General features: G+C 44.8%; 14 protein-coding genes. 9 read left to right on the forward strand and 5 right to left on the reverse strand.

What is annotated here, in order from left to right:
- Window positions 1-6: 6 nt before the first annotated feature.
- From SporoP33_RS15330 to SporoP33_RS15350, 5 genes are read left to right on the forward strand one after another with little or no spacing between them, the layout of a single operon-like run.
- A complete protein-coding gene (locus SporoP33_RS15330; RefSeq protein ID WP_081244560.1) occupies window positions 7-486 on the forward strand; it encodes a cell wall elongation regulator TseB-like domain-containing protein in 480 nt (159 codons plus the stop codon).
- 37 nt (window positions 487-523) lie between these two features.
- Window positions 524-1,717 (forward strand): pyridoxal phosphate-dependent aminotransferase, encoded by a 1,194-nt coding sequence (locus SporoP33_RS15335; protein WP_081244562.1) that lies wholly within the window; start codon window positions 524-526, stop codon window positions 1,715-1,717.
- A gap of 44 nt (window positions 1,718-1,761) precedes the next feature.
- Window positions 1,762-2,469, forward strand: coding sequence for a DnaD domain-containing protein (locus SporoP33_RS15340; protein ID WP_081244563.1), 708 nt, complete (start codon window positions 1,762-1,764; stop codon window positions 2,467-2,469).
- 8 nt (window positions 2,470-2,477) lie between these two features.
- On the forward strand, window positions 2,478-3,125 hold the full coding sequence (nth, locus tag SporoP33_RS15345; RefSeq protein WP_081244565.1) for an endonuclease III: 648 nt from the start codon (window positions 2,478-2,480) through the stop codon (window positions 3,123-3,125).
- On the forward strand, window positions 3,122-3,457 hold the full coding sequence (locus SporoP33_RS15350; protein ID WP_081244566.1) for a YpoC family protein: 336 nt from the start codon (window positions 3,122-3,124) through the stop codon (window positions 3,455-3,457). The genes nth and SporoP33_RS15350 overlap by 4 nt, the downstream gene beginning before the upstream one ends.
- Before the next feature lie 52 nt (window positions 3,458-3,509).
- On the opposite strand, the gene SporoP33_RS15355 is transcribed toward SporoP33_RS15350, so the two are convergent.
- Together SporoP33_RS15355 and recU are read right to left on the reverse strand one after the other, a co-directional pair.
- Complete coding sequence (locus SporoP33_RS15355) at window positions 3,510-6,215, reverse strand: transglycosylase domain-containing protein (RefSeq protein ID WP_081244567.1); 2,706 nt, start codon at window positions 6,213-6,215, stop codon at window positions 3,510-3,512.
- 24 nt (window positions 6,216-6,239) lie between these two features.
- A complete protein-coding gene (gene recU / locus SporoP33_RS15360; protein ID WP_081244569.1) occupies window positions 6,240-6,851 on the reverse strand; it encodes a Holliday junction resolvase RecU in 612 nt (203 codons plus the stop codon).
- Window positions 6,852-7,052: 201 nt separating this feature from the next.
- Between recU and SporoP33_RS15365 the strand changes: the two genes are divergently transcribed.
- From SporoP33_RS15365 to SporoP33_RS15375, 3 genes are all read left to right on the forward strand, one after another.
- On the forward strand, window positions 7,053-7,430 hold the full coding sequence (locus SporoP33_RS15365; protein ID WP_081244570.1) for a YppE family protein: 378 nt from the start codon (window positions 7,053-7,055) through the stop codon (window positions 7,428-7,430).
- Entirely contained in the window at window positions 7,423-9,687 is a 2,265-nt protein-coding gene (locus SporoP33_RS15370) for a DEAD/DEAH box helicase (protein ID WP_081244572.1), read from the forward strand. The genes SporoP33_RS15365 and SporoP33_RS15370 overlap by 8 nt, the downstream gene beginning before the upstream one ends.
- 96 nt (window positions 9,688-9,783) lie before the next feature.
- On the forward strand, window positions 9,784-10,152 hold the full coding sequence (locus tag SporoP33_RS15375; protein WP_081244574.1) for a DUF488 domain-containing protein: 369 nt from the start codon (window positions 9,784-9,786) through the stop codon (window positions 10,150-10,152).
- Between the two features lie 64 nt (window positions 10,153-10,216).
- Here the strand turns inward: SporoP33_RS15375 and SporoP33_RS15380 are convergent, their stop codons facing one another.
- Together SporoP33_RS15380 and SporoP33_RS15385 are read right to left on the reverse strand one after the other, a co-directional pair.
- Entirely contained in the window at window positions 10,217-10,897 is a 681-nt protein-coding gene (locus SporoP33_RS15380; RefSeq protein ID WP_081244575.1) for a DUF3169 family protein, read from the reverse strand.
- Window positions 10,897-11,100 carry a helix-turn-helix transcriptional regulator gene (locus SporoP33_RS15385; RefSeq protein WP_081244577.1) on the reverse strand — a complete coding sequence of 68 codons (204 nt, stop codon included), beginning with the start codon at window positions 11,098-11,100 and terminating at the stop codon, window positions 10,897-10,899. The genes SporoP33_RS15380 and SporoP33_RS15385 overlap by 1 nt, the downstream gene beginning before the upstream one ends.
- A 185-nt stretch (window positions 11,101-11,285) precedes the next feature.
- On the opposite strand from SporoP33_RS15385, the gene SporoP33_RS15390 reads away from it, so the two are divergent.
- Window positions 11,286-12,575 carry a DUF2254 domain-containing protein gene (locus SporoP33_RS15390; protein WP_196796814.1) on the forward strand — a complete coding sequence of 430 codons (1,290 nt, stop codon included), beginning with the start codon at window positions 11,286-11,288 and terminating at the stop codon, window positions 12,573-12,575.
- Window positions 12,576-12,626: 51 nt separating this feature from the next.
- Here SporoP33_RS15390 and SporoP33_RS15395 read toward each other — a convergent pair whose 3' ends face one another.
- On the reverse strand, window positions 12,627-13,073 hold the full coding sequence (locus tag SporoP33_RS15395) for a DUF4385 domain-containing protein (protein ID WP_081244581.1): 447 nt from the start codon (window positions 13,071-13,073) through the stop codon (window positions 12,627-12,629).
- Window positions 13,074-13,085 lie beyond the last annotated feature (12 nt).

Here is a 13,085-nt window from a genome sequence, read left to right on the forward strand (position 1 = left end):
TTGCTTATGCTCAACTGGATTAAGTTTCTATTCCTATTTTTACTCACCCTGGGGATCACGGTTACGCTAATCGTTTTCTATCAGGCGGAGAGGCCGTTTGCTGATGCACAAAATACAGCGAAAAAAGCCGTACTGAAGCATGAAGTTCTAAAAAACGTGCAGAAGACTGATCACTATCATGGGAAGAATTCATGGGTTACAGTCTATGGCACCGATGAAAAGAATCAGGAAAAGGTTATTTTTGTAGAGGAAAAAACTACAAAGATTCTAAAAGCTGTGTCACTGAAATCAGGTATTACTGAGCAGAAAGCCACTGATATTGTAAAGAAGGAAAAGGGCGTCAAGAAAATACTTCGGACATCTCTTGGACTCGAAGGTGAGGCAGTATTTTGGGAAGTCAGCTATCTGACAGAAGATGACAGCCTGAATTACGCCTATCTGAACTTTGCAGATGGAAAGTGGCAGAAGCGTATTATGAAGTTATAGAGAAAATGGGAATTAGAACTAAAGAGGAGCGGTCAATTTGAGAAAGCAATTAGCGTCCAGAGTTACTACTTTATCACCATCGACAACATTAGCGATTACTGCGAAAGCGAAAGAAATGAAAGCATCCGGCTTCGACATAGTCGGGCTCGGAGCAGGTGAACCGGATTTTAATACGCCTGAAAACATTTTGGAAGCAGCGTATCAATCAATGAAAGATGGCAAGACGAAATATACTCCGTCCGGCGGTCTTCCGGAATTAAAAGATGCGATAATTGACAAATTGAAAAGAGATCAAGGATTAACATACAATCGTAACGAAGTATTAATCGGTGTGGGAGCGAAGCACGTACTCTTCACGCTATTTCAGGTATTACTGAATAAAGGTGATGAAGTCATCATTCCTTCTCCTTATTGGGTCAGTTATCCTGAACAGGTAAAGCTTGCTGAAGGTAAGCCGGTCTTCATTGAAGGAACGGCAGCTGAGCAGTTTAAAGTGACAGCCAAACAGATCAGCGAAGCTGTAACGGCACAGACAAAAGCAGTTATCATCAATTCACCCGGCAATCCGACGGGAATGATCTATTCAAAAGAGGAACTTGAAGCAATCGCGGATGTTTGCCGTGAAAAAGATATTTGGATCATTTCAGATGAAATTTATGAGAAACTTGTTTATGATGGCAAAGAGCATATTTCGATTGCACAGCTGTCGGATGATGCAAAAGAACGCACATTCATCATTAACGGTGTTTCAAAATCTCATTCGATGACAGGGTGGAGAATTGGATATATTGCTGGTGATGCAGAAGTAGTCGGAGCGATGACGAATTTGGCGAGCCACTCTACATCCAATCCTGCGACCACTTCCCAATACGCAGCGATTGAAGCGTACAACGGGCCTCAGGATGCTGTAGAGACGATGCGGAAAGACTTTGAATCCCGCTTGAATCAGGCATATCCAAAATTGGCTGCGATCCCTGGATTCCATGTGCTGAAGCCGCAAGGGGCATTTTATTTCCTGCCGGATGTACAGGAAGCAGTGGAAAAGACAGGCTATGCCAACGTGGATGACTTCGCACACGCGCTTTTGACAGAAGCGAATGTTGCGGTGATTCCCGGAACAGGCTTTGGTTCTGAAACAACGATTCGTTTGTCTTATGCGACATCAATCGATCAGCTGGAAAAAGGAATTGCACGAATCGAAAAATTTGTAAAAGATCATTGGAAAGCGTAATACAGAAGCAACACGTATGTTGCTGATGAGAGGAAGTTTCAAATATGCAGCAAGATAAGCGGCTGAAAATTTGGATTGAGCGGGGAAATGTTTCTATTTCCCAGCTCTTTTTTCAACACTATAAACAACTGCTGATTTCCGATAGTGACGCCATGGTAATTTTGCATATGATTGCATTTCAAGAGGCGGGAAACCATTTCCCGACTCCTACTGACATTGCGAACCGTATGCAGCAGCAAGAGAAGGATGTTACGGATTGCTTGCGGCGCTTGATGCAAAAAGGATTATTTACCATCGAACAAAGCACAGATGAAAATAAAGTATTGCACGAACGATTTTCATTCTATCCTTTATGGGAGCGTTTAATCGATGTGGTAGAAAAGCAGGCTATGCAAACGCAGGAACAGGAGATCAAGCAGGAAGAGGGAGAAATCTTCTCGCTTTTCGAGCAGGAATTCGGCCGGTTCCTGTCACCGATGGAATTTGAAACCATTGGAATGTGGATAGATAAAGACGGCCATTCTGCTGAAATTATCCGTGCAGCATTGCGTGAAGCAGTATTGGCACAAAAAATGAGCCTGCGGTATATTGACCGTATTTTGTTTGAATGGAAAAAGAAGAATGTCAAAACGATGCGTGATGTAGAAAGGCAGACGAAAGCATTTCGTCCGGCAGTCAACGCCACAGCGCCACAGACAAAAACGGAAATAAAGCATGTGCCTTTCTATAATTGGCTCGAAGAACGGGAGTAGGTGAAACGATGCTGACAAAAACGCAATGGCAAACGTGCCTGAAAACGTTTGAAGAGATGTTTCCTGAAGCGCACTGTGAACTGGTTCATAAAAATCCATTTGAATTGCTCATAGCCACGCTGTTATCTGCGCAGTGTACGGATGTCCTTGTTAACCGTGTAACGGCAGACCTGTTTCAGAAATATGAAACTCCTGAAGATTATCTCAGCGTACCGATTGAAGAGCTGCAGCAGGATATTCGTTCTATCGGACTCTACCGCAATAAATCGAAAAATATTCAGGCACTCAGTCTGCGGCTAATCGAAGAGTTCGGCGGGGAAGTGCCGTCGAACCGCGATACAATGATGACGCTGCCGGGTGTGGGGAGGAAGACCGCAAACGTGGTTGTGTCGAATGCATTCGGCGTGCCTGCCCTCGCTGTGGATACCCATGTCGAGCGTGTGGCAAAGCGCCTTGGCATGAATCGCTGGAAAGACCGGCCGATTGATGTGGAAGAAAAAATAATGCGCTGGACACCGATGGAATTATGGACACAGACTCATCATCAGATGATATTCTTTGGACGTTATCACTGCAAAGCGCAAAACCCCAACTGTCCGGAATGTCCGCTGTTGGATCTATGCCGTGAAGGCCGAAAAAGGATGAAGGCAAAATGAGCTATGACGAATTGAAAGAACACATACAGCGGGTGCTTACCGAGTGGGAGCAGCAGCAGCCCGAACTAGAGAAAATGTACGCGGTGCGTGATGAGCGCCGGCTGACTTTAATCGAGCCAGCGATTGATCAGCTGGCATGGCTGATCGCGCAGAGTGAAATCGTGCGAAATCCCCATACCGGCAACATGCATCATGCACTTGAGCCGAATAATTACACAGAACGCATAGAGTTTATTAAACTTCAGAAAAGCAGTCATTATGCACTCATTCAACTGATGATGCTATACGATGAAATGAAAAAGAAAGCCGCGCGATTGCGTGTGCAGCAATAAAATAAAAGAGCGGAACGGCAAGTGAATGTACTTGTCGTTCCGCTCTTTTTAGTTAATTGGAAGAGGAATCGGACGAAATATTATCGGAATCATTTTGATTTTGTCCCTGATTTCCTTGTCCCTGATTTCCCTGGTTCCCTTGATTGCTTTGTCCTTGATTGTTCTGGCCTTGCCCTTGATTTTCACCTCGGTTTGGAAAACCTTGATTCCCCTGATTATCGGGGTTAGTCTGATCCGGGTTTCCAGAGCCATCAGAGTCTGGCGGGTTTTGACCGTCTTGCTCACCATCGTTATCGTTATCTTCATTGTCAGACGGATTATTATTTCCGTTGTTCTGATCATCATCAGTATCGGAGTCATCCGATGGCTGTTCTTCCCTATCAGGTTCACTTGCATTTTCTATCGACAGGGAAGTTGTGACAGAGCCGCTCGTATAGCCTCCCATGCTGGCGCTGACGGAGAATGTATAGCTTTTTCCGTATTCTACACCCGAGTAGGCTGCCTGTTTACTGGAAGTGGTCGTAATGGTTTGAGGGCTGCCGCCATCAACGGAGACACTGACAGTAAATGCAGGATTGCCGAGACTGCTGTATTTATCCGAAGCATAGTAATTCCAATTCAGCTGAATCGTATTTGACTCGGCATTAAACTTCGCTGTGAAATCATCAGGGCTTGGAATCGTCACCGTCTCCGGGATAGACGTTTTATCCGGCAATGTTCCTCTGACGAACAATTCATTACGGATTAGATTACTGTAAGTGAATGAACTGGCCAGCATAATAGGATCACTGCCTCTGACAATTGCGGCTTCTTCAACTGAAGCAGGCTTTTCAAATGTTCCGGGATTTTTCGCTATGCTGCTCATTACCGTTTTAAATAACTTTTGCGGTACAAAGCGGCCGTATTCATATGTCGTAATCGGAGTTTTATAGTCTGCATATCCTCCCCACGTCGAAATCGTATATTCGGTTGTATATCCTGTAAACCATGTATCCGGAACGTAAGTGCTCTTCATATTGTATTTTTGAATTAACGAAGAAGGATAATTTGTCGTTCCTGTTTTTCCTGCAATATCCATCCCGTTGATGTAGGCACGTGTTCCCGTAGCTTCGCTTGCCGTCAACACGTCACGCAACATATCGGTAATCATATAAGCAGTGGAATCTTTCATCGCTGTGACCGGATCAGGGCGTAGATTCTTTTCCGTTTTCCCGTCACGCAATACCAGTTTTGTGACCGCGTGCGGTTTCGTATAAATTCCGCCGTTACCAAATGCGGCATATGCGCCTGCCATCTGGACTGTGGAGAACTCTGCCTCCCCACCGCCAAGTGCGTTGCCGGCAGTCGGGTTTTCATAAGCAAATCCAAGTTTTCCAGCGAATGATTTGGCTTTTTTTGCGCCGACTTCTTCAAATGTTTTGATTGCAGGAACATTTCGAGACCAATACAATGCTTCACGCATCGTTAACGTTCCCAGGAAACGTCCATCCGCGTTGTTTACGGATTTATTCATCCCTTTATATTTGTATGGTTCATCGACAACTTTTTGTCCAGTTGACCAGTTCAGCTCTTCAATTGCAGGTCCGTAAGAGAGGATCGGCTTAACGCTTGAGCCTGGAGCACGTTTCAGCTCTGCAAAGTTCATGTTTCGTCCAGAATAATTCCGCCCGCCGCCAAGTGCTACAATGGCGCCGGTTTTCGTATCAAGCACGGTCATTCCGGCTTCCATGTCTTCCGATTCATAATAACTCGGATCATTGATCGCTGCCTCGACAGTTTCCTGCACTTTCGGATCAAGCGCTGTCTGAACCGTTACGCCTTCTGCCAGCATATCGGATAAACCGGCTGCCTCGATTTCATCGAGTACCGCATCTACGTAAGCCGGGTACTTACTGAACGTTTGCCGATCCTCTTCTGCCAATAAAGTAGAAGTGACCGGCACTTTTTTCGCTTCGTTCATTTCTGCCGTCGAAATTTTACCATGGCGTTCCATCAGAGTCAGCACGGTATTCCGGCGTTTTTCAGCACGTTCCGGATATTTAAATGGGTTATAGCCGTTTGGATATTGCGGCATTCCTGCAAGCATAGCGATTTCCGGCAGTTCCAGTTCGCTTACTTTTTTTCCGTAGAAATAGTTGGCGCCAGTTCCGAATCCGTAGCGGTTTCCTGACATCAGCACTTTATTGAAATACATTTCAAAGATTTCTTCCTTGGTATATTCCTTTTCCAATTTGTGGGCAAGCCATGCTTCCTGTGCTTTCCGTTTCAATGTCTTTTCATTTTTTAAAAAAGAGTTTTTAATCACTTGCTGCGTCAGTGTCGAAGCACCTTGTGAACCGAATCCGCTGCGCAGGTTGGCAAGTACAGCACCGCCCAGCCGGTAAAAGTCAATACCGCCGTGTTTAAAGAAGCGGACATCTTCGGTGGCGAGAATCGCATCTTTCATCTGTTCGGGGATTTCTTCATACGGCACGAACTCCCGTTTTTCTGCGCCGAATTTCATGAATACATCTCCGTCTTTTGTCACGAAGTTGGATGTCAATGGATCTTTCAGCAGTTCCTCATCGAGATCAGGAGCGGTACTTGCATAATAAGCGAATAAGGAGATTCCGCCTACCATGACTGCAAGGAATAATGCAACGATGCCTATGAAAATTTTCTTCCATAAATCTTTAGGGAATTTACCTCGCGGACGTTTGGGCTGCTCCGTCACCTGCTGCTTTCTTCTGGCTGTTCTTGAGTTTATATTGTCACTCATATTATTTCCTGCCTTTCGCTGTCATTAATCGGTCTTGCGTGTTACCCAATCGGCTACAGCCTGAATATAGTCAAGCCGCGGCTGGTAACCGGTTTTGATTTCAATGGACCGTTCCTCGATTTCGAGTAACGTGATGGATTTTCTTCCGCCTTCCTCCATTCGTTTCCATAGGGGGTAAAACTCTTGAAACGGCAATAAAAAGTATCGGTCGAGCAGTGTGAAATTGACAATAAAAAAAGCAAGTCCTGATTGATCATTTACTTGCTTCATATGCTGCACCTGATGCAAATGAATATTTTGCAATGGCAATGAAGTTTTATTTTTCGTTTCTTTTGCTTCAAAGTCGACATAGTAGCCGTTCCAAACGCCGTTGTAGTCTGTTGTGGAAGGAGTGCGGAAGTATGCTTCTGTAATCACTGCAGCACTTCTTGCCGGGTAACGGACGTTGACGATTTGCACCGGAACGGGCTTTTTATGAATGACGGCCATGCCATGGGCCAGATAGTATTCATTTGTGTCGTTGATTTCGTCCTCTAATGATTTACCCCGGTTACTGAAGGAGTAGTCATATCTCTTTTTTTGCGCAGAAGAAACGGACGGATTGAACTTTTTTCCGTTCGGATAACGTATCGCCAATGTGACCACCTCGTACACTACATCATACCATACCCACTAGTAGACGAGTTACCGATAAGAAGGTTTCATTGGAAGTAAATGAGGACAAATTCGTGACGATTTGGAATGTTTGTTCGCAGAAAGTGGAGGTGTAGCTGTATTTCTGATAAAATGAAAGACAGTACGTTTTATTATGATTGATTATAAAGGAGTTTACTATATATGAGCAAGGTGGAAGACACAAGGTTACTGCTGACGATTTGCGATGAGTGCGAACAGCGATTTTATCGAATGAGAGAGACCGGTCATGAACCTGATTTCTTTAAAGAGGTGAAACCGTATGCTGACGCCAGCCATCAGGCGATTGCGAAATGGGCTGAAGAGATGAAGACGTGGATACAGGACGAAAAACCGCGTTACGTTCATGAAGTGCAGATTGACTCCTTAAAAGATTCTATGACTCAATTTGTTGTGCAGTCATTTTACAAAGCGACCGGAAAAAAGCGTTTTATCCTCTCCATCCGTGCGGCACGTTATACGCTGCAGACAGTTCTGGACGCAATGAATGCAGAAAAGGGAGAGGACCATGTGAATGAATAAACAAAATATACCGGAGACAATTCAGCAGTTATTCGCTGATCCGCGCTTTGGGCCGAATATCGCCTATATTGAAACGCTGAAGGAACAGGAAGCGGTCACAGCCGAATTTCCCCCGTCCCTTCATCCGTCCATTCGCAAAGCGCTGGCGACAAAAGGCATCGGTCAGCTATACAGCCATCAGCGGCAGGCATTTGATGCAGTGGGGGAAGGACATTCCATCACGGCTATCACACCGACAGCGTCCGGCAAATCTTTGTGTTATCATTTGCCGGTGCTGCAGTCGATTCTCGATAATCCTGCATCGCGTGCGTTATATTTATTTCCGACAAAAGCACTGGCACAAGATCAGCTGGCAGACCTTCATGATTTGATTGAGGCGAGCGGAGAAACGATATTAAGTCATACGTATGACGGCGATACCGCACCCGGTTTGCGGACAAAAGTACGAAAGTCGGGTCATATTATTTTGACAAACCCTGATATGCTGCATTCAGCTATTTTACCGCACCATACAAAATGGATTTCTTTATTTGAGAACCTGAAATATATCGTTGTCGATGAGCTTCATACGTATAAAGGGGTGTTCGGCAGTCATGTGGCGCATGTTCTCAGAAGGTTACAGCGCATTTGCCGGTTTTACGGAAGTGATCCGATTTTTATCTGTACATCCGCAACGATTTCAAATGCCAAAGAACTGGCAGAGAACTTGACGAATAAAGATATGGTGCTGATTGATCAAAACGGCGCACCGCGCGGCAAGAAACATTTCATTTTCTATAATCCGCCGATTGTCCATGATGTCTTTGGCATCCGAAGAAGTGCGGTGCTTGAAGTGCGTGATCTCGGCGCATTTTTATATCAGCGGCATATCCAAACTATTATTTTTGCACGCAGCCGGGTCCGGGTGGAAATGCTGGTAACGTATATGAAAGAATTGACAAAGAAAAAATTATTCGATCAAACTGTAATGGGCTATCGCGGCGGCTATCTGCCGTCAGAGCGCAGAAAGATTGAAAGCGGCCTGAAAGATGGAGATATCCGTACCGTCGTCAGCACAAATGCGCTGGAACTCGGTATTGATATCGGTCAATTGCAGGCGTGTATTATGACAGGTTACCCGGGAAATATTGCGAGTGCGTTGCAGCAGGCCGGCCGTGCGGGCAGGCGTCAGGAAGATGCGCTGATCATTTACGTGGCGCAGTCGATGCCGCTTGATCAGTATATTATTCAGCATCCGCAATATCTGCTCGGACGGCAGCCTGAAGAAATTCATATACATCCCGACAATATGCTGATTTTAATGGATCATCTAAAATGTGCGTCATTTGAGCTGCCGTTCAGCTCGACGGAGACATACGGTGAATTTGAAGTGCAGGAACTGCTGGCGTTTTTGCAGAGTGAAGGAGTGCTTTTGCAGACATCAGATAAATGGCACTGGATGACCGACCGTTTTCCGGCAGGTGAAATCAGTCTTCGTTCCGCTTCTCAGGAAAATGTTATTATCATTGACCAAACATTCCCGAAAGAGACACGTGTCATTGGTGAAATGGACCGTTTCAGCGCCATGACATTATTGCATGAAGAAGCGATTTACTTACATCAAGGCACGCAATACCAGGTCGAGAAACTGGATTGGGAAGAGAAGAAAGCATACGTCACAGTGGTGGATGTCGATTACTTCACTGATGCCAATCTGGCAGTGGAACTGAAAGTGATCAGTGAAGACAAGCGAACGGAAGACGGAGACCGCACAACCGCTTATGGAGACTTGGCAGTGCTTGCGATTCCGACGATTTTTAAGAAAATAAAATTCGATACACACGACAATATTGGTTCCGGCCCAATTTCATTGCCTGCTGAAGAAATGCATACATCAGGAACGTGGCTGACGTTTGATGTGCCGGATGACTGGGAAAAGTCTGAACTGACCGATGCGATGACTGCTGCCGCGTATGCGATCCAGTCTTTAGTGCCGCTGTTTATTAAATGTGACCGTACTGACATTCACGTTGTCCCGCAAGTGAAGGCAATTCATATGGAGCGGCCGACATTTTTCATTTATGACAGCTACCCGGGAGGCATAGGGTTAAGTGAGAATATATATCCGCGGTGGAGGGAGCTGCTGACGCTTGCTGCAGATCATGTGGCGGAATGCCGTTGTGAACATGGCTGTCCGGTTTGTATTGGGGCGCAGGAAGCAGGGCAGAAAGATAATAAACATCGGGCGCATAGCTTGCTGACGGAGTTGGCGAAGTGATATGGAAGAGTTGGAGCTTTTGGCTTCGGCTCTTTTTTATTTTTTCTAAATGAGGGTAATAGGACAGAGAAAGACAAGATAAAGGAGGAGATCAACATGCCAGTACAGATTAAGCGGGTATATGATCAAGCGAAGAAAGCAGACGGACTTCGTGTCCTGGTGGATCGTGTATGGCCACGCGGAGTAAGTAAAGAAGATGCACAAGTAGACGAATGGCTGAAACAAGTGGGACCGAGTAAAGGGCTTCGTCAATGGTTCGATCATGATCCTGACAAGTTCGACGAATTTAAGAAAAAGTATAAAGAGGAACTGGAGAAGAATGACGAGCAGCAGGAAGAGCTGGAAAAGCTGAAAGAGTGGACGGTGAAGCATAAGAAAAACGTAACGCTTGTCTATGGAGCAAAGGATGAAAAGAATAATCAGGCTGTCGTCCTGAAAGAAATATTGGATCATCAGCTAGTATGATGAAAAGACCGCTGTCCAGAGAAATAACCCTCCTGGATAGCGATCTTATATTACATAGCCTTTGTTATTTATTGCGAATCGTAATCAAATACTGTGCGTTCGTCCCAATTAATACGAGACCTATGACGAAAATAGAGAATAACTGGGAATCTCCGGTAATGACAGAATAGCCAATGAACACCAGTAAAGCCATCAATAATGTAAGGTTCATTGTACTAAAAGTTTTGTACAAACCTTGCAGCATAACGAACTGTTCTCCTTCATCGGAAGCCGCCAGAAGTTTTTCTGCATAATTTTTATCGGATGGGGAAGGTAAGTTACGTTCTGGATATAAGGAGTTCACCAGACCGGAGCTGAAAACAGACAGAAGAGCCGATACCATGAAGGCGACACCAGAAATAATCAGTATCCATGCGGGCTGAACAGTGATGATTGCTACAGCGGCGGCCAGAATACTTAAAACAAGAGCGGCTGCAGTGCATAAACTGACATCGCTGAACCGTTTGTACTGCCAGACATCACGTTCGTCTTCCTTGTCACCTGTCAAGTCCAGTTGTGATTTTTTCTTCATCTGCACCATACTGACTGTACTGAATATCAATAGGATCACTGTAATCGCAAGCAATACTATGTCCGCTTCAAAACCTATCGGCGGGAAACCCGCTGTGGAATCAAAAGACAATACAGCATTCATTCCGAAGACACCTATGGCGGCTCCAATCAACGTCCAAATTACCATTTTCATTACAATTCCTCCTCATCAAAAATAAAAATATTTTCAATCGTCTCATTAAAAATATTCGCGATGCGTTTTGCTATAAGCAGGGAAGGTACGAATTCCTCCCGTTCAATTAAGCTGATGGTTTGCCTGGACACTTTTGCACGCTTTGCCAATTCTGTCTGATTGAGCCCGTTTCGCGCACGCAATTCTTTCAATCGTGTTCTCACTAGCCTCACCTCTTGAATTTATTGTAATGAATATACTTCGTTTTGACAAGTATATTTGTCAAATTGACTAATTTAACTGTCATATATAGTTTCACCAGAGTCTTTTTAAAACGATTATCAGGCCGTGATACAGGGTACAGTATCAACAGAAAGATTCAGCTGCCAAGGAGAGGAGAGCGATGCCTATGTTCAAACGAATACTTGTGAGAATGCGTGAAAGTATTTGGTTCATACCAAGCGTCTATACAGCTATCGCATCGTTGCTGGCACTTGGCATGGTATTGATAGATACACGGTACAATTATGAACTGAAAGCATACACACCTTCTTATTTCCGGACATCGGTGGATTTGGCACAAACGATTTTAGGAACGCTGTCAGGCGCATTGCTGACCATGACGACCGTGACGTTTTCGACAATTATGGTTGTACTGACGATGTACTCGTCCCAGTTTTCGCCTCGAGCTCTTCAAAATTTTCTCAATAAATTATCGACACAGCGCGTATTGGGAATCTTCATGGGAGGATTTGTCTATACCATCCTGTCCCTGTTATTTATGCGGAAAGCGTCCATTGATCACGAAGTTATTTCAGCCTCTGTCGGTGTCTTGCTTGCGGTCATCTGTCTGGCATACTTTGCATTTTTTATCCATAATGTCGGAACATCGGTACAGGTCAGTCGATTGATTCGTGAATTGGCTAATGATGTGATTGAAGCGCTGAAAAGTGAAAAGAAAGGAATGCAGGAAAACGCCGTTGTCTGGAGTGATGAAAAACCGTTTTTCGTGCAAAGTTTTCCATTCGTTACGGAAATAAAGAGCGGAACCTTTGGATACATACAATATATTGAGTACAAAAAGCTGACGGAATGGGCGGTCGGACAGGATGCAATCGTAGATGTAGTAAAGCCGGTCGGAGCATTTTGCGGAACCCATTCGGTGTTGGCAACGGTATATTCTGAACAAGAAGTATCCGCGAAAGACCTATCCTCCCACTTCTCACTGGGGGAGGAACGTTCGATTTTACAGGATGTGGAATATGGAATCGAAAAACTGGTGGAGATTGCTTTGCGTGCGCTGTCACCCGGAATCAATGATCCGAATACGGCAATCCGTTGTATTCACTCGATCGGCGAAGTGTTACAGAGGGCATCTCTTCTGCCTGGCGGAATCGCCGTTACATATACAAAAGAAAACAAGCCGTGCCTGGTGGCGATGTATCCGAAAGCAGACGATTATTTTTATTCGGCATATAGCCAGATCAGTTATTACGGCAAGGAGGATGCGAGTGTTCTGAATGCCTTATTCGATTCTCTTTTGTATATCGCACGCACTTCTAAAGATGAAAAGTCAAAAAAACTAGTATTTCAAATGAGCAATTATGTGTGGAATCATTTTACACATGAAGTACTTGAGCCGTTGGATTCTTCTAGACTGGAAGAGAAGAGGGAACTGCTTCACGTTCTGACAGCCTAAAAAAGCGATGAATGTCTTCTGCGTAAGACGTTCATCGTTTTTTACTCCCTATCAGCCATATGCTTTTTGATGAGCTTTCTTTCGTTTAATATAGTCTTCATCTTCACGAATCGCATCCCATCGCTCTTTGAAAATTGCTGCAGACTCCGCTTTCACGGGGTCCAGTTCCCGCTCTTTTACTGTGCCGTCCTCATTATACTTCCGTCCGCTTTTATGATTGGCATACCGGCGTGCACGTGTGTACCCCATTTGTATGAATTTCCGAGCCATATCCATTCCGACAAAGTCGTCATTCTTTCGGTATTCCTCAAACATTCCATAAATTGTATCGGCGGACTCTTTCGCTATGTCAGGTGTCTTAAAACGCCAATGCGGCAAAATCTCGCTTTTATAAGGCTCTACTAATAAGACTCCTTGTTCGCCTTGGCCGACCCGATACAGTTCGGGGTGTTTGCGTAAGTCTAAAGTGCTGTAATCCAAATCGTAATTAAAAGACATAGAAGCCACTCC

The sequence above is a fragment of the Sporosarcina sp. P33 genome (assembly GCF_002077155.1).
In the GTDB taxonomy this organism is placed as follows: domain Bacteria; phylum Bacillota; class Bacilli; order Bacillales_A; family Planococcaceae; genus Sporosarcina.